18 protein-coding genes and 1 riboswitch are annotated in these 23,037 nt (G+C 44.3%); of the genes, 2 read left to right on the forward strand and 16 right to left on the reverse strand.

Annotated elements, in window-relative coordinates:
* Window positions 1-74: 74 nt before the first annotated feature.
* The 12 genes from BN1691_RS09825 to BN1691_RS09880 all read right to left on the reverse strand — a co-directional run bounded on the left by BN1691_RS09825 (window position 75) and on the right by BN1691_RS09880 (window position 13,495).
* Window positions 75-1,274, reverse strand: coding sequence for an MFS transporter (locus BN1691_RS09825; RefSeq protein ID WP_048602057.1), 1,200 nt, complete (start codon window positions 1,272-1,274; stop codon window positions 75-77).
* 130 nt (window positions 1,275-1,404) lie between these two features.
* Window positions 1,405-2,850 (reverse strand): sigma-54 interaction domain-containing protein, encoded by a 1,446-nt coding sequence (locus BN1691_RS09830; protein WP_048602058.1) that lies wholly within the window; start codon window positions 2,848-2,850, stop codon window positions 1,405-1,407.
* A gap of 149 nt (window positions 2,851-2,999) precedes the next feature.
* Window positions 3,000-3,608, reverse strand: a complete 609-nt coding sequence (locus BN1691_RS09835) for a GerMN domain-containing protein (RefSeq protein ID WP_048602059.1) — start codon at window positions 3,606-3,608, stop codon at window positions 3,000-3,002.
* A 69-nt stretch (window positions 3,609-3,677) separates the two neighbouring features.
* Window positions 3,678-5,468 carry an adenine deaminase gene (gene ade / locus BN1691_RS09840; RefSeq protein ID WP_048602060.1) on the reverse strand — a complete coding sequence of 597 codons (1,791 nt, stop codon included), beginning with the start codon at window positions 5,466-5,468 and terminating at the stop codon, window positions 3,678-3,680.
* A 152-nt stretch (window positions 5,469-5,620) separates the two neighbouring features.
* Window positions 5,621-5,722, reverse strand: a riboswitch (purine riboswitch).
* Window positions 5,723-5,735: 13 nt separating this feature from the next.
* Window positions 5,736-6,446: a formate dehydrogenase subunit gamma gene (locus BN1691_RS09845; protein WP_048602061.1), complete on the reverse strand. Its 711-nt coding sequence runs from the start codon at window positions 6,444-6,446 to the stop codon at window positions 5,736-5,738.
* Window positions 6,439-7,449 carry a 4Fe-4S dicluster domain-containing protein gene (locus BN1691_RS09850; RefSeq protein ID WP_231638384.1) on the reverse strand — a complete coding sequence of 337 codons (1,011 nt, stop codon included), beginning with the start codon at window positions 7,447-7,449 and terminating at the stop codon, window positions 6,439-6,441. The genes BN1691_RS09845 and BN1691_RS09850 overlap by 8 nt, the downstream gene beginning before the upstream one ends.
* 145 nt (window positions 7,450-7,594) lie before the next feature.
* Window positions 7,595-8,572 carry a ribose ABC transporter substrate-binding protein RbsB gene (gene rbsB, locus BN1691_RS09855; protein WP_231638385.1) on the reverse strand — a complete coding sequence of 326 codons (978 nt, stop codon included), beginning with the start codon at window positions 8,570-8,572 and terminating at the stop codon, window positions 7,595-7,597.
* Between the two features lie 98 nt (window positions 8,573-8,670).
* Window positions 8,671-9,618 carry an ABC transporter permease gene (locus BN1691_RS09860; RefSeq protein ID WP_231638386.1) on the reverse strand — a complete coding sequence of 316 codons (948 nt, stop codon included), beginning with the start codon at window positions 9,616-9,618 and terminating at the stop codon, window positions 8,671-8,673.
* Window positions 9,615-11,111, reverse strand: a complete 1,497-nt coding sequence (locus tag BN1691_RS09865) for a sugar ABC transporter ATP-binding protein (RefSeq protein WP_048602063.1) — start codon at window positions 11,109-11,111, stop codon at window positions 9,615-9,617. Before BN1691_RS09865 ends, BN1691_RS09860 begins: the two co-directional genes overlap by 4 nt.
* A gap of 18 nt (window positions 11,112-11,129) precedes the next feature.
* A complete protein-coding gene (rbsD, locus tag BN1691_RS09870; RefSeq protein WP_048602064.1) occupies window positions 11,130-11,525 on the reverse strand; it encodes a D-ribose pyranase in 396 nt (131 codons plus the stop codon).
* 15 nt (window positions 11,526-11,540) lie between these two features.
* Window positions 11,541-12,497: a ribokinase gene (gene rbsK, locus BN1691_RS09875; protein WP_048602065.1), complete on the reverse strand. Its 957-nt coding sequence runs from the start codon at window positions 12,495-12,497 to the stop codon at window positions 11,541-11,543.
* A 17-nt stretch (window positions 12,498-12,514) separates the two neighbouring features.
* Window positions 12,515-13,495: a LacI family DNA-binding transcriptional regulator gene (locus BN1691_RS09880; RefSeq protein ID WP_048602066.1), complete on the reverse strand. Its 981-nt coding sequence runs from the start codon at window positions 13,493-13,495 to the stop codon at window positions 12,515-12,517.
* 312 nt (window positions 13,496-13,807) lie between these two features.
* On the opposite strand from BN1691_RS09880, the gene BN1691_RS09885 reads away from it, so the two are divergent.
* Both BN1691_RS09885 and BN1691_RS09890 read left to right on the forward strand, forming a co-directional pair.
* A complete protein-coding gene (locus BN1691_RS09885; RefSeq protein WP_048602067.1) occupies window positions 13,808-14,899 on the forward strand; it encodes an MGDG synthase family glycosyltransferase in 1,092 nt (363 codons plus the stop codon).
* Window positions 14,900-15,012: 113 nt separating this feature from the next.
* A complete protein-coding gene (locus BN1691_RS09890; RefSeq protein WP_048602068.1) occupies window positions 15,013-15,531 on the forward strand; it encodes a phosphatase PAP2 family protein in 519 nt (172 codons plus the stop codon).
* Window positions 15,532-15,534: 3 nt separating this feature from the next.
* Here the strand turns inward: BN1691_RS09890 and dacB are convergent, their stop codons facing one another.
* The 4 genes from dacB to BN1691_RS09910 all read right to left on the reverse strand — a co-directional run bounded on the left by dacB (window position 15,535) and on the right by BN1691_RS09910 (window position 23,016).
* A complete protein-coding gene (gene dacB, locus BN1691_RS09895) occupies window positions 15,535-17,106 on the reverse strand; it encodes a D-alanyl-D-alanine carboxypeptidase/D-alanyl-D-alanine endopeptidase (protein WP_048602069.1) in 1,572 nt (523 codons plus the stop codon).
* Window positions 17,107-17,265: 159 nt separating this feature from the next.
* Entirely contained in the window at window positions 17,266-20,190 is a 2,925-nt protein-coding gene (locus BN1691_RS09900) for an insulinase family protein (RefSeq protein WP_048602070.1), read from the reverse strand.
* Window positions 20,191-20,276: 86 nt separating this feature from the next.
* On the reverse strand, window positions 20,277-22,151 hold the full coding sequence (locus BN1691_RS09905; protein ID WP_048602071.1) for an SLC13 family permease: 1,875 nt from the start codon (window positions 22,149-22,151) through the stop codon (window positions 20,277-20,279).
* Between the two features lie 46 nt (window positions 22,152-22,197).
* The gene (locus BN1691_RS09910) at window positions 22,198-23,016 is read right to left on the reverse strand and encodes a YitT family protein (RefSeq protein WP_390621647.1); all 819 of its coding nucleotides are present in this window, start codon (window positions 23,014-23,016) and stop codon (window positions 22,198-22,200) included.
* Between the last annotated feature and the right edge of the window lie 21 nt (window positions 23,017-23,037).

Genomic DNA, 23,037 nt, shown 5'->3' on the forward strand with positions numbered 1-23,037 from the left:
CCTCTTCCGCAATCGCAACGATTTCTTGGTCTATTTTGGATCTATTTCGTGATGAGGAGATATATATCCTCCTCTTATTCAACCTGTTTCACTAAGAGCAAGGAGATGAACCAGTAACCACCACCTGTGAGCACTGCATACCAAGGTAAAATTGCTTTCATCTCCCCAGCCCCTAACATGAAGAAGAGCAACAATAGCGCCATCATTCTTCCCAGATTGGTATAGAGGTCACGTAATTGTAAGTATTCGATCCGCCATGGGCCTGCTTTGTTCGCAGTACCGATAATATCATAGGTAGAGGAACGATATGGGACGTCAATGAGAGGATAAGCAATTCCTATCAAGATCGCATATGCATACACCATCATGGGATTAGGGGAGAAAAATAACGCCACGATTCCGAGGTATGAAGTTAAACCGCCCCAAAATAGATATTTCCATCGATGTCCCTTCATCCATCCTCGTCCCCAAGCGAAATAGAGCACCAGTGAGAATAGAGATTGGAGAAGCATGAATAGCCCTACACTTCGCTCCCGCTGTAGAATGGTAAAAACCCATAAGATAATGAGAAAAAGAATACCACCTTCTCTCCAGCCTTGGGCAATATGTGCAGTGAGTACCCGTCGCAATGAGAGGTTTCTTTTTCTTTCCGTCCATACCTTATGAAGAGCATAAGGTGTAGTTTCCTTAGGTCTTCGATGTAAAAACCAACTGCAGAGGATGGCGAGTAAAAATAGGCCTAGAGAAACTAAGAATAATAAGAAATACCCCTTAGAAACAGACGTGACCTCAATGACCCACCCAGCTCCAAACGGTCCCACCAGATTGGCGAGGGAGCTAAATAATCCTGCCATGCCATTGAAATAATCGCGGGTGGTCGGTTCTGTAATTTCAAATGTAAGCAGATGATACGAAAGCCAATAGACACCATATCCACAGCCCAAGATGGCACCCAACAATATGGTATATGCACTTGCATTCTCCCGTAACCAAAGAATCACCACATAAAAGAGGGCGAGGATAACGATTCCCATGCGAAAAAGAAGGACACGATCTAGGCGCTTTGCCAAGATGCCTGCCAACCAATAAAAAAACATCTGAGAAAGGATAACAGCAAAATTATAGTTAAGAATCATATGTAGTTGTTTGGATTGTCTCCATAACAACAGGTTTACAAACAGGTTGGATATGGCTGTTGCCAATACATAGAAAGCTGTGATGAAGAGGAGTAATTGAAGATCACGATTCCCTTTTACTGTCCTTATGCGAGTCACGTATTCACACTCCATTAAATAGAAAAGCGGGAACAATGATTGTTCCCCGCTATCTATCTCCAGATGAATTTGTCGTTCTAATTCTTCATTAAAAAACTGTCTATTCTAATATCCGCAAGAATGGAGCATGTTATGCATCCGGATTATCTTTAATCCCTTGGAGGTGATACTTTTTAATCTTATATTGCAAGGTGGAACGTGGTATCTTCAGAACATTGGCAGTCTGCTGCAAATTCCCATCCCGTTCAATCAGCGTGTTTTTGATAATATTTCGCTCTAAAAACTCCAGCTTCTCAGCTAATGATTGCTCGTCATCCTCATCCATAATCAACGGCTCTGAAATATGGTGACATACTTCCACAGAGCTAGCATCCCGTAGATTAGGAAAATCCAATTTGGTCATGGTATCTGCCCATGGTTCTGTAAGAATCAAGCTACGCATAATTACATTCTCCAACATTCGTACATTTCCTGGCCATGCATGATGTAATAATTCTTCCATGACCTCCTGCGAGATGGTATTCACTTGTTTATTTAATTCTTTATTATATTTGTCCAGAAAGAACTTTGCGAGATAAGGAATATCATCACGTCGATCCCGTAATGGTAGGAGTTCAATATAGCCCGCATTGATCCGATAAAATAGGTCTTCGCGAAGATGACCCTTCGCAATGGCCTCCTGAGGACGTTCATTCATAGAAACGATAAAGCGAACATCCACCTGTGTAGGTATCGTGCTCCCAAGACTAATAAATTCGCCTTCTTGAAGGACACGGAGTAATTTTGCTTGAATACTGGTGGGCATGGAATTCATTTCATCAAGGAAAACAGTACCACCATTGGCGATTTCCAAGAGACCCTTACGCTCCACAGCACCCGTAAATGCACCTTTCTTTGTCCCGAATAACAGACCTTCTAAGAGTGATTCTGGGATAGCACAGCAGTTGATTGGAATAAAGGGTCGATCTGCACGGCGACTATGCATCGCCGCCCGACGAGCGAAGAGCTCCTTCCCTGTCCCCGTCTCACCATAGATCAAAACAGGACAATCGGTTTGGGCAATGATATCTAACTTTGCCAAAAGATTTTTCATCTTATAATTTTGTGTGATGATGGTTGGTTCACCATCTTTAGCATCAGTGCTCGCCTCTGGCTCCGTATATAATTGTTTGGATAGATCCAATACCAAATTAGCGAGGTTAGAATATTTCTTTAAGTCCCGACCAATTTCAATAGCTCCAATGATCTTATTATGCTCCCAGTTATAAATTGGCATGGTCGTATGAATATAGTCAACCATTCTTCCTGAAGTGGTCTGGTAGGTCTGACGTTGATTAAGGAAGCGTTCCCCATATTTAAGTGCCCGAAGCATGGTGCTTGTCTCTTCAGTAAGATTAGGATAAGAATCGAGAATATAACTACCAAGTGCTTCAGAGGCAGACGCATGATCGATTTCAGCATCATGTTGATTGTAATAAACAAAGCGCCCTTCCTCATCAATAATGGCTACAGGTTGCTCGAGGGAGACAAAAAATTCATCCATAAGGTTTACGATTACCTGAAGTTCTTCGCGCATTGTTTATTCTCCCTTTCCATGATGTTATTGTTGGAACCCATTATTGATCCTAATTTCACATCTTCTATTGTACCAAAAAAAAAGGACCTCCAAAGGATTGGAGGTCACTATTCACAAATTAGACGATATGTCATATTTCAAGCGAGTGATTATTCTTCTACGATTGGGTACTCCTCTGCACTCTTATTACTACTTAAGGGTTGATCGGTGGAAACATGCCCTAAGAGCGTCTCCACAACTTGACCCTCCACGAGAATCTGTACCTCATCATAGCCAAATTGCTTCAGGATCATGACAAGCTGATCTACAATAAAGAGCTCACCTGTTGAACCGAGATTGGCATTGGTTATCTCCTTGGAAAAGCTAACATAAGCGATGCCATCCTTCACTTCCATTGATTCAATGACCACATCGGTAGGAATAAGACTGTTAAGCTTCTCACTATTCGGTCCTGCAATCCAAGCTTCTAGCGCTGCTTTTGCAACATTCCCATCACTTGGCACTTCAATCTCTCTTGGTTCACGGTAGATTTCCATTAATTCTTGATCAGAAAAGTATAGATATACATTTTGTTTTTGAACTGGTTCTTCGTCCTTTGGTGGAACCTGCTGATCCTTACCTGGTTCAGTTGTATTCCCTGGTGTGGTAGTATCACCATTATTAGCTGGTGGTGTGGGCGAATCTGAGGAACATGCAACCACTACCAGAGCCATGAGGAGTAAACTGCAGCTGATCAAAAGTATTTTTTTGAATTTCATGGAATGACCTCCTTCATACCGCTAGGATACCATATTATCATATCCATTTACAGTAAAAAGGAAAAGGGCTTACTGTCCCATGACCATGGCCTCAGGCTGGATCACATCGATATGTGTAAAACGGTCCACATCGAATAATCCTCGGGTGGTTATCTTCAAATGGGGAATGACTGGCAAGGATAAGAAGGAAAGGAGCAGGAAGGGATTAATCCCTGGTGTAAATTGAACAGCTTGGAGCGCTTGATCGAGCTGCTCCCATTCTTTTAATACGTCTGCTACTCCTTGATCACTCATCAAGCCTGCAACTGGTAAAGCCAGTGTTGCCTCTACCTTCCCATCAATCACCACCGCCAAACCACCCTGGATTTGTTCAATCGCTTGGATGGCGGTAAGCATATCTGCGTCATTGGTACCTAAAATGATGAGATTATGCGAATCATGTCCTACGGTGGAAGCGATCGCCCCTTTCATCATCCCAAATCCCTTAACAATCCCCAATCCAAGATGGCCCGTACCTCGATGCCGTTCGAGTACAGCTAACTTCAGCTGATCCAATTGGGTTGAAGGATGGAAATATCCCTGCTCTACTTCCACCTCTTCCAAGAGATGATGTGTTAATAATTGGCCAGGAATCACTTCGATAACATGGGCATGGCTACCTTCAGTTGCGGGAATTTGGAGCATTTCCTCTTCCAGCTTGGCTAAACGAACACTATGAAGGATCTTAGCGGGGGGAGCAGATGGTTTTGGCATTATCGACTCAGCAAGCGAAGTAATCACCGCTTGCTTCTGCTCATGCTTATCCACGACAATTTTGCCGTCTTTAATAACCATGCTTATGGTAACCTCATCAAGGCTATCAAGCAAGAGGAGGTCTGCACGGTAGCCAGGAGCAATGGCTCCTCGATCATGCATGTTATAACACTCTGCTGCATTTAGACTAGCCATCTGGATTGCTAATAGCGGATCCATCCCTTCCTGAATGGCTAAACGTACATTATAATCCACACTTCCCTCTGTAACCAGATCATCGAGATGCTTATCATCGGTACAGAAGAGACAGCGGCGAGCATTGGCTGGAGTTACTGCCTGGATCAGCGAGCGAAGATTACGCGCGCCAGAGCCCTCGCGTATCATGAGGTAAAATCCTCGCTGTAATCGTAGTTTCGCATCTTCTACTGTAATGGCTTCATGATCCGTCTGAATCTGTACGGATCGATAAATATTCAATCCACGTCCATCTAAGCCAGCACCATGACCATCAATAGGATGATTGTCTTGGTAAGCAAGTGTCAGCTTCTCCATCATCCCTTCACTTCCCTTGGCAACTGCTGGGAAATCCATCACCTCCGCTAAGCCTAGTACCCGAGGATGTTGGAAGAAAGGAGCTAGATCTGCAGCGTCAAGGACTGCACCTGCCTCTTCCATTGGTGTTGATGGGACACAAGATGGAAGCATGAAATAGAGATCAACCGGTACATTTTCGCTAGCATCTAACATATATTGAATTCCTTCGACACCTGCCACATTAGCGATCTCATGAGGATCACAGACTGCAGCGGTCACCCCATGTTGTAGTAACACTTCTGCAAACAGTGGTGGTGTAACTGTAGATGATTCAATATGAACATGGCCATCCATAAATGCTGGGACCAAATAACGCCTCAACCCATCGATTACCTGTTTTCCTTCATATTTTCCGATCCCCACAACGGTTCCATCCACGATGGCTACATCTTCCTCAAACCATTCCAATTGAAATAGGTCCGCCACACGACAATTAGTGATGACCAAATCAGCAGGTTCTTCTCCTGCAGCAACTCGAATACGCCGTAGCATCTCTTCGTTTATTTTTTTCATTCTTTACCCTTCCTTTCTATGACAATGCCTTGCCACGTTTGAGGAAAGGGTCAATCGTTTATCTACCAGAGAAAGAACAAACTCCAGGGAAATACCTGGAGTTTGACAGCAAGGTATGAAAGCAGAGCATAGAAAAAAGCTTCTATGCTGATAGGCGCAATCAATACCCTCGTAGTCAAACTATTTACGGTAGTTTGGTAGAAACTTTTGGACCCTATTTCCAAAAATATACGAGTACACTCGATTATTATTGCCTATCATACCACATTATTTATGCCCGTCAATAGGTGAACTCTCCTTTGTGATCAAGCGTTTGTACCAGAGAGAATGACGTTCTGTCGCATACTCACGATCAATATAGCCTGTGAACATGCCTGGTAATAGATTACGATTCGCTTTCATGATAAAGGCACCCAAGTGAGCAATAATCCCGATAATCAATAGAAATGTTGCGATATTATGAATCTGGGCAATCCAGAATACGGTGGTTTCAGATAGTTTGATGAAATGAAGGTTCTTCGCCATTTTCATCAGTCCTGTCACCATAAGGAGGAAAACTTGAATGGCGATATATAGGTAGGCTAGCCGTTGCTCTGCAAGATATTTATCACTAGCTGGCTCCTTCCCTTTGGTTAGCATCGCTTTAATAATCAAGTAAGATTGCTTCAAGTCACCGCGTTTTGGCAGAATATCCAATTGACGCTGCGCTACATGATAGACCACATGATAGATGGTGATAAAGAGAAGCATGATCCCGCCGAGATAATGAACCGTCAAGGTAGAAAAATACTCTCCAAGCCATGCACCACCTGGTAGCTTATTCACATTATAGCGCCCATAGATTGGCATTTGCCCCAGCCCTGTAAGGATCAGCATAAAGATGGAAATCGCCGTCATCCAATGAATGACACGATTGGATCGAGGGTGCCGAAGAACTTTTTTATCGGTGATGATGGGCTTTTGATCTCGCTTACGCATCCTTCTGCTCCCCCTTCATCTTCCGATAGGCAGCAACACCGGCAGTAATCGCACCAGCAACTGGTGCAACCATGGCCGCCATGGCCATTCCCTGTAAGGTGTCCAGCTTATTCTCTACAGCCACAGGCATGGTAGGACGTCCTGGCTTCGTATCATTATTGCTTGTTTTGTCCTTACGAATGGCATCATCGATCATCTCAAACGGAACCTTCGATACATAAAAGGTGGCGGTTCCACCATTCTCTTTATCACCATAAACATATCCATCCATTGCCTTGGCACGTTCATACGCGAGCTGGCGCATCTCTTCCTTGGTTCCAAATAGGATGGCTCCCTTTGGACATGCTGTGGCACAAGCAGGCTCCTCTCCCTTTGCCACTAAGTCTGCACACATGTCGCATTTGTACATGACACCACCGCCAGCTAAATCTGGTGCTACCTTCAAATAGAGACCGACGCCTGCTTGCCGTTGAGGAATCTCCCACGGACAGACGGAGCGACACTTTGCTCCCCCCATACAGAAGCTGTCATCAATCCAAACCGCACCGCTCTCCTCCTTTTTAATCGTTCCAAAGGGACAGAGATTCATGCAGGTTGGGTTATCACAATGCATACAGCGCCGAGGAACAAAGATCTCCTGCTCCTCACCTGCATATTCCACCTTTACCTGATCAACAAAGGTCCAGTTATAAGGCGTTAATCTTGTAGTCAGATCACGTTTATCCGACCAATCCTCATGCTTCTTCTGTGGCCAATAGTCCTTGATTGGATGCTGTGGTTCGGGGAATCTCCCTTCATTTTTTGACCGACATGCTTGAACGCAAGCAGGAAACGCCTGTTCCTTACATCCATCGCATACCGTTAAATCAATCAATGTCCCCATGCTTTCTTCTTTCTCAGATGTTGCAAATACTTTCGTTTTTGATGTTGCAAGTGTTACAGCTCCAGCCGCACCTGCTGCTACCGTACGCTTTAAAAAGGCACGACGAGATAAATCCTTCACAAAAATATACCCCCTTAGGTAAAGTGATACGTTCATCATTATACCATGTGGGGTATTTTACTTTGACATTCAATTTTGAACACTTTTTGAATAAAAAAGCAGAGGGGTTTACCCCTCTGCTAAAGATAGTAGTTCGATTTTACACTTATTTTGTTACTAATTCTAGTTCAACGGGGATTTGGGCATCAACTGCTTCACCGTTGGCAACCTTTTGTGCAGTTTCGACGGCAATTTGGCCCATAAGGTCTGGTTTTTGTGCTACGGTTGCAGCCATCTTACCATCTTGAACTGCTTGAACAGCATCATCGGTAGCGTCAAAACCAACAACGATAATTCCTTCTAAACCAGCTGCTGCAATTGCTTCAACAGCGCCTAGAGCCATTTCGTCGTTATGAGCGAAGACAGCTTGAATATCAGAATTGGATTGAAGGATATTTTCCATTACACTCATACCTTTAGAACGGTCGAAGTCAGCTGGTTGACGGGAAACCACTTCGATCCCTGCAACATCTTGAATGGCTTGATTGAAGCCTTCACCACGATCACGTGCTGCAGAAGTACCTGCAATACCTTCTAATTCAACAACCTTACCTTGGTTATTCAATTGTTGAAGAATAAACTCACCGGCCATTTTACCACCTGCAACGTTGTCTGAGGCAATATGTGTTACCACGGTACCACCTTCTGCACCACGGTCAACGGTGATGACTGGAATATTAGCATTGTTTGCAGCTTCAATCCCTGCAACAACAGCTGCGCCATCAGTTGGATTCACAATGATCACATCAACGCCTTTTTGTACTAAGTCCTCAATATCAGCAACTTGCTTAGCTGGATCATCCTTTGCATCACGAACTTCTAATTTGATGCCTGCATTATCTGCTGCTGCTTGTGCACCATCTTGAAGAGTAACGAAGAATGGGTTGCTCAACGTGGAGATGGATAAACCAACAGTTAATTCTTCTGTAGCAGCTGGTTGATTGGTTGTGTCGGTTGTACCTTGATTCTCAGCAGGCTTTTCATCCTTCGCAGAGGAACACCCAACAGCAAAGGTAAACATCATGACAAATACAAGCCCAAGAACAAGTACTTGAAAACGATTTCCTTTCATAAATCTTTGCATTCAAAAAACCCCCTTAGTTTCTCTTGAATTTATATTAAAAAATCTACCTCTCGTGCTTTCTTCTATGTTGTACACAATGGTAGATTTTTTAATCGAAATTACACACTTTTACGACGGTCAAGCAGTACAGCCACAAGGATCACAAGACCCTTTACCACTTGCTGATAGTAGGATGTGACATCTAACTGATTCAAACCATTATTGAGAACACCAATGATTAATACACCAATCATGGTGCCAATAATCCAGCCACGACCACCTGCAAGACTAGTTCCACCTACTACAACAGCAGCAATAGCATCTAGTTCATAGGTCAACCCAGCATTGGGCTGTGCAGAATCCAGTCTTGAGGTTAAGATAATTCCAGCTAAAGCTGCAAGAAAGCCTGATAATGCATAGACTGCAACCTTGACCTTGGCTACCTTAATTCCAGCCAGCCTTGTCGCCTCTTCATTACCACCTACCGCATACACATAACGACCAAAGGTGGTTTTTTTCAAAACAAGATAGAGAATGATAAACATCAGCGTCATCCAGATAACAGGAAGTGGAATGTGAAAAAGATAACCTGCACCGATGGTTCGAAACCAATCACTACCAAGCCCAGAAATTGGACGTCCGCTAGTATATACCATGGTTAAACCCCGGAAGATGGTCATGGTAGCCAGTGTTGCAATAAATGGTGTCACCTTCCCTTTGGTGATAAAGAATCCATTCACCATTCCCATCAACGTACCAGCAATTAATCCAAACAACACTGCAAGAATGGGATCTAAACCACTTAACTTCATTATTCCTGCGGTCAAAGCACCGGATAGTGCAAGAATCGAGCCTACGGAGAGATCAATTCCTCCAGTAAGAATGACAAACGTCATTCCAAAAGCGATGAGTGCATTGATGGTTACCTGCCGAAGAACATTGAGTAAATTACCCGTAGTCAAAAAGGTTGGACTTAAAATGGATAGAATAAGGACCATAATCAATAAGCCAACTAATGGACCCATCCGCGTAATTCTCTGAGTGATCCCCTTCATGTTTATACTCATGCTCGTTCACCTCCTGTTGCAGCTAGCATAATCGACTCCTGAGTGGCCTCTTCACGGGAAAACAGACCTGTCAAATGTCCTTCATGCATAACGAGTACACGGTCACTCATCCCCAACACTTCTGGTAATTCTGAAGAAACCATAATAATGGATACACCTTTTTGCGTTAACTGATTCATGATGGTATAGATCTCTTTTTTAGCACCCACATCAACGCCACGAGTAGGCTCGTCTAGGATTAAAATTCGCGGCATGATACCGAGCCATTTACCAATGACGATCTTTTGCTGGTTACCACCACTAAGTGAGCGCACCTCTTGTTCAGGACTTGCCGCTTTGATATTTAAATCCTTGATCATCTTGGTAATAAAGGCTTCTTCTGTACTCTTCATCACAAAACTAGCGCGGGAAAGCTGTCCAAGATTAGGTAAGGAGAGATTTTCACGTACAGAGAGGGGAAGAACCAATCCTTCCATCTTCCGGTCCTCGGTGACTAATGCGATTCCATGGCGAATGGCATCCCGTGGTGATGTGATTTTAATCGCATTACCATCGAGATAGAGCGTGCCACCTGAGCTACGATCAGCACCAAAAATCGCGCGTACCAATTCAGTTCTTCCTGCTCCCATCAGCCCTGCGATTCCGAGAATTTCACCTTCATGTAATGTAAATGAGATGCCATGAATCCCCTTGATACTACTTAGATCCTCTACCTTGAGAATCTCTTTTCCGATGGTTGCTTCACGTTTTGGAAAACGTTCTCCTAATTCGCGACCTACCATCATTTTTACAAGTTCAGCAACATCGATTGCTCTGGTCTCTTTACAGCCAATAAATTGACCATCACGAAGAACCGTGATCCGATCACTGATCTGAAAGATCTCTTCAATCCGATGGGAGATATAGATAATACCAACACCATCTTGCTTTAACTGCTCAATGATCTTAAATAATCGTTCAATCTCCCGATCTGTTAGAGATGCAGTAGGTTCGTCCATGATTAAAATCTTCGCATCAAGAGAGAGTGCCTTTGCAATTTCAACCATTTGTTGCTGGCCGACAGAAAGCCGTTCTGCTGGAAGATTCGGATCAATTTCCAGACCTAAGCGGTTTAAAGATTCACGGGCTCTCTTTCTCATTTGTTCCTTACGGAGCCAGCCGCTTTTTCCCATGGTTAGCTCGCGACCGAGAAAGAGATTTTCCATCACTGTCAAGGAGGGGATCATATTCAACTCCTGATGGATGATACTGATCCCAGCCTTCATTGCTTCATCAGGTGTGAGAAACTCTCGCTCAACACCATCTAACACAATTGTTCCATGATCTTTACGATAGATACCGCCTAATATCTTCATCAACGTGGACTTGCCCGCACCATTTTCACCCATCAAAGCATGGACTTCTCCCTGACGAAGATCAAAATGCACATCACGAAGAATAGAAACACCTGAAAAGGACTTATCAATTCCATTCATCTCAAGTAAGGCGCTCATGGTTTCTACCCCCATCCATTAGAAACAGACCCCCGAAACTAATATAATATTGGAGTAGGGAGTTGCTTCTCCGGTTCGTATCACAGCCTTCGCCGCTTTTGTCAATTCTTTAAAATCCTCATGGGAACAATAATCGATTTCAGTTAAAGTGAATTTTGCTATGGTTTCTTGCCATTGGTCATGATTCTTCTCCATAATTTCATTGGCTAATACAATCTTTTCCACTTCCATCTCTGTCAATACAGAATCAAGAACATCTTGAAAGCTCGGGAGCCCCCAACGAATGGCTACATCAATTTTCGGTACACCAGCTGGAACAGGCAGACCACTATCACCGATAACAATCATATCCTTGTGACCCAATTGTGCTACGAGTGCTGCGATCTCACTATTGATAATCCCTTGTTTCTTCATCGCTAAAGCTCCCCCTCATTCATCATGCTGTTCTAAAAAGGCCTCTACTTGATCACGCGTTGGCATCCCTGCCTGTGCACCAAATTTTTGCACCTTCAATGCAGCAGCAGCAGAAGCAAAACGAATACTCTTCTCCATACTCATCCCCTCAGCAATGGCAACGGCAAAGGCACCATTAAACGCATCACCTGCTCCAGTTGTATCCACAACTGCAACAGGAAAGGCTGGATGATGCTGAAGCTGAGGGTTTGCTTGAGAAGCGTAAAATACCCCCTCTGCTCCCACAGTCATCAATAGGTGAGGAACCTTCTGTTCAAGCAGAAGAGCAAAGCCTTCCTTTTCTTGAATGACAACATCTTGATCAAGTCCATCTTGAACTCTTAATGAACGTATAAGATAAGCCAGCTCCGTCTCATTAGGTGTAAGGTATGCGATCTGATGATAAAGCTCAGCTGGTAGCGCTTGGGCAGGTGCAGGATTAAGCACCACAGGTACATCGTATTGATTAGCCAGTTCTACAGCTCGTATCACGGTGTTAAGGGGAACTTCAAGCTGCAATACAACAATATCCGCCTGTTGAAACAGGCTTTGATGCTGATCCACCCATTCAGGGGTGCAAGCAAGATTAGCACCAGGAACGACAATGATGCGATTATCCCCTTGGGCAAGGGTAATCTGGGCGATACCAGATGGTCGATCCGCTACCTTACGAATGGCATTGGTCTTAATCCCTTCTTGCGCCATCGTACGGATTAAGTGATCACCGAGGTCGTCATTCCCCACAGCACCGATCATGATTACTTCTGCACCCAGACGCGCTGCAGCAACCGCTTGATTGGCTCCCTTACCGCCTGGTAATTGGCGAAAATCGCTCCCCATGATGGTCTCACCTACTTGAGGTGCTCGTTCGGTTTCTGTTACCAAGTCCATATTTAAGCTACCGATCACTAACACTTGAACTGGCTGATTCATCTTCATCCCCCCATCTATTATTTTTTCCTCGTAGAAGTTCGTTGTAATAGTTGAACATCCAGTTCATAGATTTGTTCTAGGACAGGTTTTTGCTCAATTAACTGAAGTAGTAATCTCGTTGCTAGCTCACCCATCTCATAGATAGGCTGAACAATGGTAGAGATCTCAGGTACAACTGTCTCTGTAAGAGGAATTCCATCAAAACCGATGAGAGCAATATCCTCTGGCACACGATACCCAGCATGAAGCAATGCTTTCAGAGCGCCAACAGCCATAAGATCATTCCCTGCAAAGATTCCATCGATATCTGGCTGACGTTGCAATAAACGGAGGACAGCTGTTTTCGCTAATTCCATGTCGAAATTGGCAACCTCCACATAATTATCAGAAAACCATGGCTGAGTTTGGACGGCATCTATATAACCTCGATACCTTTCATCAGCAGTGCTCGCATCGAATGGACCACGGAGATGGCCGATTCGTTTACAGCCAATCTCGAAGAGATGATTCACAGCAAGCCGTGCACCTGAACGATTCTTAACACAGACAGCGGGGATATCCTCAGCCCCAATCCGGTCAAATACAACCACTGGAATCCGTTCATGGAGATCCTCCCGTGAGAAGGAGCTGGAAACAACCAGAACTCCATCGATATATTTTTGCTCCAAAATCTTGATATAATGCAGCTCTTTCTCAGGTTGATCATCAGAATTACAGAGGACAAGACTATAACCAAATTCCTGTGCTACATCCTCAACAGCACGTGCCAATTGAGGGAAGAAAGGATTGGTGATATCGGGAAGTAATAATCCCAATGTTTTTGTTCGCTTCTTATTAAGCCCTCGGGCAAGCACATTGGGGTGATAATCCAGCTCTTTAATGGCTCGTAGAACCCGTTCCCGCGTTTCATTATTTACATATCCATTATTGTTCATCACACGTGAGACTGTGGCCACCGATACTTCAGCGAGCTGTGCTACATCACGAATGGTTGCCAAAGGATCACCTCCCCATTTATCATCACACATTCATGTGATCTGTAACCGTTTACACATTCTACGTTCAGAATAAACAGCACATCATAATCTGTCAATAGGTTTGATTAACTTCTCCATAATTCGTCAAATTGTATCACCTAATTGGCGAATAGCTGAACCTATTTTATCTGTGTGATCTATTCATGTGCTATCTTCACGTTTTATCCTACTTCCATTTAACAGTCTGTACTTAAACGCATGGTAAATATCACAAAAATAGGATGAATATTTTACAATATTTTGGTATGCTATTGGGTGAAGGAGGAAGATTTGGTGGAAAAGAAACGTATTTTAATATTCTCTGAAGCTTTTGGTGCTGGTCATACCAAAGTAGCCACGGCCATCCGTGAAGAGATTCAACTACTTTTCCCTAATTGGGATGTGTTTGTCTACGAGATCGGAAAAGAGTTACATCCCCTTCGCCATCATTGGTTTGTTAATAGCTATCTGAAGCTTCTAGAGCTTTCCCCTCATGTTTGGGGAAGACTCTATCATTGGCGGCAATACCGCCCACTACGACCAGAGGTTGAAACATTATTACATCAAGTCTTTTATTCTAAAATTCTCTCATTTTTACAGAAACATCAACCTGATATTGTGGTATGCACCCATCCCTTTCCTAGCGCTGCAATTTCCTATATAAAGAGACAGGGTATTCGCGTACCCCTTTACACTGTAATTACTGACTATGGCGTCCATGGAAGCTGGATTAGCTCTGGCGTTGATCGCTATTACGTCCCCACTTGGGAATCATTTCAAAAGCTGCTTCACCTCGGCGTCCCGTCTGAAAATATTTTAGTAAGCGGCTTACCTGTACATCCGAAGTTTTATATCAAACAGCATAAAGAAGAAGCCCGATGCCGTTTAGGACTTGCACAGCTCCCTACACTCCTTATGATGGGTGGCGGTAACGGATTTGGATTATCTACGAAGCTTTTAAATACTCTCTTACCCTTCCGCCATCAGCTTCAGGTACTGATCGTGACTGGTAAGAATCGATCACTCTATAAGGAATTAGCTAAGCATCCCCTGATGCAATCACCCAATTGCTATCTCTATGGATATGTAGAGCAGATTGAAACCTTGATGGATGCATCCGACTTCATTCTTACCAAGCCAGGCGGTGTTACCTGTACAGAAGCCATCATTAAAGGAATCCCCCTACTCTTTTATCAACCTTTACCTGGACAAGAGGAAGAGAATATGGACTATTTTGTTTCCAAAGGGTATGGTATACATGTAGAGAGTCCGAAGCATATGGCAATGATAATGAGGTATGTACTTGAGAATGCCCTTTTTGATCAGAATCAGGAAGATGGAATTCGTTTTCTAACACCATTGCGTCTAGCAGCCACCTTAGCATAATAAAGGGGCATGGTCTGCAATTGCAAACCATGCCTTTTTTTCATCACGTTCTGTAAGAAGAAACTTCCTTAACGAGATGCTTGGCTTTCGTTAGAAAAAGGAGGAGCAAATCAATGTTGCAGCGATTACAGCAGCTGGATCGCAAGCTGTTTATTTTGATTAACCAAAAACTACAATATCAATGGGGTGATCGCCTTTTCCCACTGCTAACACATCTAGGAAGTGCTACCTTCTCCATCTTTTTTCTACTTGTCTCCATTCTTTTCATCCAATCGCCTGCTAATCGATGGGCATGGGATGCCTTAATTGCTGTGGCTGTGAGCCATCTCTTTATGCGTTTTATCAAATGGCGGGTGCCACGTGTACGACCCTATATTACATTGCCGGGCTCACGGACATTTCGTAATCCTCTAGCCGATTGCTCCTTCCCATCAGGTCATACCACAGCAGCTTTTGCCATGGCCATCACAGCTTTTTTATATGCACCCATAACAGGGTGGTTTCTCTTACCTCTCGCTACGCTTGTTGGAGTTTCCCGAATCTATCTCGGTTTACATTATCCAAGCGATGTGCTGGCTGGAGCACTCAATGGTGCTATCACAGCCATCCTTATCTTCTATCTTTTTCACTAGCACTTATTGGTAAGATTCCATCTCGATGGAGCCATCCACACCTTCATTCTTCTCCTCTTCAACGGGTTTACCATGAGGAAACTGGGTCTCTGCTAGCACACGAACGATCTCATCTTCAATGGCTGTTGGGTGTGCTCCAATAAAGTTATTGATAAAGATGGCAAAGATTAGCGGTTGGCCATCTTTGGTATTTACATATCCAGCCAATGTATCCACCGCTGTAAGTGAACCAGTTTTGGCACGTGCATTCCCCTCTGCCAAGGTACCTCGTAAGCGATTTCTCATGGTACCGCCTATGAGACGTTCAGGATGTCCCGCTTGGGGTAAGGAATTGTAAAAGAGCTCAAAATAAGGCTCTTCCTGCACATGATAAAGCAAGGCTGTCACCTCCTCGGGGGGAAGTAAGTTGAGATGGGACATGCCGGAGCCATCGCGGAGTAAAAGCGTCTCTGTTTGAACCCCTTTGCTATGAAGATACTCCCGAATCACTTGCAAGCCAGCTTTCCAACTTCCTTCGTTCTTCACCACTCGGCCTAAGGATTTCGTCAGAATTTCCGCATGACTATTATTGCTTAGCTTCATAAAGGGGATGAGTAGTTCCCTTAAGGGGATGGATTCTTGTGATAGCAGGATGACTGCATGTTCAGGTTTCCGCCCCTTTTGCATTTCACCCTCCACAACCACTCCTACCTCTGATAAATAGTGAAGGAATACTTCACCCGTTGCCACCGTTGGATCCCAAACACTCACCCATCTCCTTACGGGACTAGTCTGTTTAGGTACTGTGCCTTTGATAATAATCTTTGGGGTTCCGTGCTCCCGTTCTGCGGAAAGACTCCACTTCGCCCCCTGCGCCACTGTTGTAGCACGATTCTCAATTTGGATACTGGAAACAAGAGGCATCATATACACCTGAACAGCCTCTCCTAGCTCTTGTCCTGGTGTAATCTGTAGTAATACCGTCGCTGCATCATAATCTTCATTAGGAGAAAAAGTCAGTGCAGAGACAGGTGCACCAACATAGCTGCTCTCATTATCCCATGCCCAATCTTCACCTAAACGCACTTCATCGAACCAGCTATCATCGAGAATTAAATCTCCAGCAATCCGTTCAATTCCTGCATCCTTTACCTGTTGAGCAAGGAGGCGCAATCGATCAGGTGTTAATGTTGGATCCCCTTGTCCCTTAAGGTAAGGATTGCCCTGAAGTACTCCCCCATTCCTTTCACCTTCTGTCCACAGACTGGTTACGAAGCGATAATCTGCACCCAAGTGATGAAGGACCGCACTCGCTACTAATAGTTTTTGGTTGGAGGCTGGGACAAGACGTCGATCCCCTTCATGCTCATAGAGCACTTCTCCTGTCTCAGCAAAACGTATACTAATCCCTACCGATGCTCCTGCTAGCATTGGGTCATCGATAATTTTATCAAGCTTCTTCGCTAACTGTTGGCGCCATCTTGGATTCAATCGCTCCACCTCCTCCTGTTGCCCATTCACAACCTGCTCAGGAAGACTGAACATGATGGCAAGAAACACGAACAGGAGAAGAAATAACCAACCTTTTCGATACATCTGATCAACTCCCTTTCCATTTTTTTATATTGATCCTGTCAACCCAATGCTGTTCCCAGTTTCTATAGTTCAATCTTGTTGCGTAAAAAACACACCATCCACAGCTAATGAAGGTGGATGGTGTGATATGGGCAGTGATGGATGCGGATATGAGCTTTTTTAAGCAAATAGTTGGAAGGTTTGTTGGAATAGTTCCCCTTCTTCTTCAATTGTTTCACGATTTCCTAAGACACAGTATGGCGCATCAGCTAAGACCTTTTCCACAAGGGGCGCTAGGTTACGAATCTCCTCTTGCGTTGTATTGAGAACCTGTTCCCGCTCCTGTTGTAATTCCTCCAAGCTGATCCCTCGTAAGTAGCGATCCATGATTTCATCACCTTTAAGTGAGGGGGTTAGTGGGGTGTCTAAGCGACTAATTGTTCCTAGGATCAGTTTCGTCATCTCCCGATCTTCAATACGGAAATCCCGTAAATATGCAGCTGCTTCATCATACACCTTCAGCGTACGGGAAAGATTAGGATCGCGATAGGAAGCAAAGCCAAAATTACCATGGCGGTCAAGATGGAGGAAAGCACCATATGCACCACCCTGTACCCGTACCCGACTCCAAAGATAATCCGTAGACATGATGGATCGTAATACCAGGAGTTGTCCTTGATATGAATAACCCGCCTTTAAGAAATTAAAGCCCTTGGCAACATATTGAACATCTCCTGCTGTCATGATCCCTTCATTCTTCACATCTGCGAGCGCAACATTTTGTTGTACTGTTACGGGTGTAGCATGAATACCTGCTGTAAATTGACTTACCAAGGATTCAACCTCCTGAAGATTCTGCTCCTCACAGGTAAGTTGGATCAGCAGTTGATTGCGATTGATCAACTGTTCTGCCACTTGAGCCAGCTGTTGCGTCAGCTCTTTTGCATGATTGGAGAACTCTCGTTCAAGCTTGAGCAAGAAACGATAAAATTCGATCCCTTTCACTTTCTCTTGGTATGCCCCAAGTGGAGAATAGTACGAGAGTAAACGTCCCAAGACCACACGGTGCCCTTGGTCGAAGATGCGCATCTCAATCCGGGACTTGGTTTCACGAATGATCTCTTGTAATCTTCGTTCGTCACTCATTTTCGTATGGAGAAGAATCTGATCAAGCAGCTCAAGCAAACGTGGGAGCTTCTCCTTGAGAACACTGGTCTTGATGACAAAATAGGGCGTAAATTGGGTGGCATCACCACTTTGTCCAAAGGTTTGGACATTAAAATCTAAACGGCCCGTTTGAAGATTGGTTTCTGTAGAGAGCTCCTCCACCGAGTAGCGCTCAGTAGCCATCTTACCAAATACCTGTGTAAGCAAGCCCAGATAAGGAATGGCTTCAGCGGAGATCTGATCACAACGGAAGTAAAAATTAAGATAGAGAATGGAGTTGGTCATATCAGAGTGATAAAGCACCTGATTACCTTGCCATTTCAGTTCATGTACAGCGAGTGCTTCCACTTCTCGTTTGACATCCTTCAATTCCACCATTGGAATTTTGGCCAATGCCTCTGGGTCATCGGGAGTCTGCTGACGTTCCTGGAGCTTTTTCGTTTCAGCGATAAGCCGTGTAATCTCCTCTTGGCTCATGGCTGCTTTACGCTTGGCCAGCTCAGCTCGAAGCTCTTGATTCCGAGCCTCGCCTAATCCTTTTTTGGGACGGACGATGAGGAGTGAATGATGAGAATTTTGTAGAAAAACACGTTCGATCAGTTGTTCGAAATAACGATAACCAAGTCCATCCTTAAGTTTCTTCAATGTAGGCTCATAGGCTAAATGAGCAAGGGGATCGCCACCATACAACCAGCTATCTAATACCTGTAAGCTATAAACAAGACCCTTCGGATACTGTTTAAAATCGGCTTCTCGTAGCTGAAACTCAAAGGGATTGAGCGCAGCTTCGATTAAGCGTTGGTCAATTCCGTTCTTCACTAATTGACGGAGTGTTGTAAAGACCACATCCTGAAACTGTTCTGCTCGCTCCTCTTCAGTATTCTTCAGCACAATGCTCAATACTGGTTGAAGAATACTAGTATCCACCGAGCCAAATACGTCCTTACCAAGATCCGCCTGAATCAATGCCCGCTTTAGGGGAGAGGACTCCATTTCTAATAGCAGATATTCGAGGATCTGTAATGCTAAGTACTGCTCAGGATCCGTTGCCTTTCCAGCAACAAAATTTAGGCTCATTAAGGTCTTCTCCTGCTCATCTTCGTCAGAAGAAAGGGGATAATCGATTACCTTCTTACCTGGTGCCTTGAAAGCTGCTTGTTCAGTAATTTCAGAGTCCACTTCAATCCGATCGAATTGAGAGAGGTAGTTTTGATCTAGGTACTGCAATTGCTCATTGAGATCGCCATTACCATAGAGAATGATAAAGCTGTTGGAAGGATGGTAGTAACGACGATGGAAAGCGACGAACTCCTCCTGAGTTAATTGTGGGATGGCTCGTGGATCTCCACCAGATTCATAACGATAAGGAGTGTCTGGAAAGAGGGAATTTTGAATATTCCGGAACAGAATGGACTCCGGTGCAGAAAACGCGCCCTTCATCTCGTTGTAGACAACACCCTTATACGTTAATTCATCCTTAGGATCTGTCATATCATAGTGCCAGCCCTCTTGCATAAGGATCTCTGGGTTCTCAAGGAGCTGGGGGAAGAAGACGGCATCCAGATATACATCCATCAAATGAAAGAAATCCTTCTCGTTCCTGCTAGCCACAGGATACATGGTCTTATCTGGAAAGGTCATGGCATTCAAGAAGGTGTTCAGCGAGCCCTTCATCAGCTCAACGAAAGGCTCCTTTACAGGATACTTTCTTGAGCCACACAGGACAGAGTGCTCTAAAATATGGGGTAAACCTGTATCATTACTAGGTGGTGTCCGAAATGTGATGGAGAACACTTTATTGTCATCATCATTGCTAATATGTAGCAGCTGTGCTCCACTTTTTTCGTGAATGAAGTGGCGAACATAGGAATGAATCTCCTCTACTTGATTAGCGCTAAGCAGTATAAACCCTTGCAATTGATTGGCTTCAGTGGACATTTAATAACCCCTTTCCTATTGCATTCTCTTAACAAGACATTGTAACTATATTATATCCAATGGAAAGTCATTCCTTCTCCTCATTTTTAGAATGGAAAAAAGAATGGCAGAATGAAGATGGTAACAACAGCTAGGATTAGCTGTAATGGGATACCCACCTTCATGTAATCGGTAAAGCGATACCCACCAGCGGTCATTACCATAGCATTGGGGGGTGAGGCCACGGGGGTCGAAAAAGCCATGCTTGCTGCCAATGAGACGCACAACAAGAAAGGATATGGACTTACTCCCATCTGCACCGCAGTGGTCAGGGCAACAGGAGCAAAGATGACTGCAGTAGCTGTATTGCTAATGAATTGACTGAAGAGTGTGGTTAACAGATAAAAGCCAGCTAATACCGCGAATGGGCCGTAGCTTCCTATGACTTGGATCAACCATTGGGCCACAAACTGAACGCCTCCTGTTTTATCTAATGCTGTGGCAATGGGTAGCATCGCAGCGATTAGGATAACCGACTCCCAGTTAATACTTCCGTATGCTTCATCCATATTACGTAAGCAACCAGTAATGATCATGGCTAGTGCAGCGATGATTACTGCCGTAACAGGTGCAATAATTTCTAATGTCATGACGATTAACATGGCGATCATAATTAAAGCAGCGATGGGGGCTTTACCACTCGCCTTGGCTGTACTAGCTAACTCGGAAGGTCTACCTACCACCACGAACTGATGTTGATCTGCCTGCAAGGTCTCTAAGGATTCCCAGCTTCCCTGCACGAGGAGGGTATCCCCAAAGCGCAAGGACTCATCACCCACCTTATGGGTTAGATACTCCCCACGCCGATTGATGGCAAGAACATTTAACTGATAGCGTTCGCGAAATCGGGTCTCCTTGAGCGAATGATGAATAAAGGTTGATGAAGGCACCAGGATCACTTCTGCAATCCCGAATTGCTTATTTACCAGATGGATGAGATGATTCTGCTCACCTAACTGCTGACTTTCTCTGTCCATCGCCTTCAAACCAAAGGTTTCAACAAAAAGCTGGAACTGCATGGGATTGCCGAAGATATATAGCAGATCACCAGGCTGTAAAACCGTATGGGGTCCAGCCAATTTATCATAGGTATTAGTAATAATCTTACCATTCTGGCTCTTCCCCATAATCTCGAGAATGGTGAGATCAAAACGCTGGGTCATCTGTAATTCGTGCAATTCTTGATTAAGAATCGAGGAGGTAGGAAGCACCTTAGCCACATGGATAAACGCTGAGAGTTGTAGATAGGTATGAGCAGAGGACCTACTTTGTTCCTCTGAGGGCTTCTCCAGAGCACGCTTACTCTTCGATCCATGGGGAAGTAGGCGCTGACCAATGGTAGCCATATAGAAGATCCCCACGATTACCCCAGCTAAGGCCACAGGAGTAAAGTCAAAGAAGCCAAGCCGTTCATAACCAAACTGCTGTAACGTCTGATTGACAATCAGGTTGGGAGGGGTGCCGATTAGAGTAAGAACACCACCTAAACTACTGGCAAAGGCCATAGGGAGTAAAAAACGACCTGGTGCCCTACCAATTCCCATGGCAAGGCTCACCATGATAGGCATCAAAACAGCAACCGTTCCTGTATTGCTCATAAACGCACTGAAGGAAGCCACAACCAGCATCACAATCACTAATAAGCGGCGTTCATTCTGCCCGCCTAATTGAATGATCTTTTGACCGATGGCTTTGGCGAGACCAGTACGGAAAATGCCTGCCCCTACTACAAAAAGGGCGGCAATCATGATGACTGCCGTGTTGGAAAAGCCTGCGAGCGCTTCTTGTGGAGTTATAATACCTGTTAGGATCAACGTCACGAGGGCAGATAAGGCAACAAAATCTGCCCGTAGTCGGTTACTCATAAAGAGAACAACCATGATGATTATGATAATAAAAACAAGGATCATCTGATCGTGCAATGAATTGCCCTCCCTATTTTAAGCTTAGAAGCCGATTCGATTTTACTTAGATAACATCACGATGGAAAGCTCCCATCACCTCCACCGTCTCGGTTATATTGACGAAGGCTTTCGGATCCACAGAACGGATCATTTTCTTCACTTCCACTAATTCATAACGTGAGATAACCGTATAGAGAATCTTCCGTTTCTCATGGGTATAAGCCCCTTCACCATCAAAGATGGTAATCCCTCGATACATCCGGGAAAGCAGTTTATTCTTCATTTCATCACCCTTGCTGGTAATGATCATAAGGGTTAGCTTAATATGACGAGTATGGATCGTATCAACTACACGTCCAACCACATAGATGGAGATCAAGGTATAGAGAGCTAAGGTTCGATCAAAGAAGAATGCTGCAAGAAGAACCACCACAGCGTTCATGGCAAACATTAGCGTACCTAAGGGGTAATCCTTTTTTTGTGTCAATAATAAGCCGATAATATCAAACCCACCTGTCGACCCGGAGGCACGTAGAATGAGACCGATCGCGATCCCATTGGTTACTCCCCCAAAAACAGCAGAGAGTAGTGGATCATTAGGTGCAATGGCATATAACGGTATGTAATACATACTAAGCGATGTCACAGCTACAGAAATGACACTATACGTAACGAAACGCCTGCCTAAATGACGATATCCCATGATAAAGAGTGGAACATTAAAGAGGAAGATCAGTAGTCCTGTATTGATGGGGGTAAGTAACCCGATGATCATGGCGATCCCAGCAAGACCTGAACTCAATAATTTATTGGGTAACAGGAACATGTTATAAGAAGCAGCGAGTAAGACGCTGCTAGGAATGATGATAGCTAATTTTGACAGATGTGTACGTAACATGGCAGC

Source organism: Rubeoparvulum massiliense (assembly GCF_001049895.1).
Classification (GTDB): Bacteria; Bacillota; Bacilli; order Rubeoparvulales; family Rubeoparvulaceae; genus Rubeoparvulum; species Rubeoparvulum massiliense.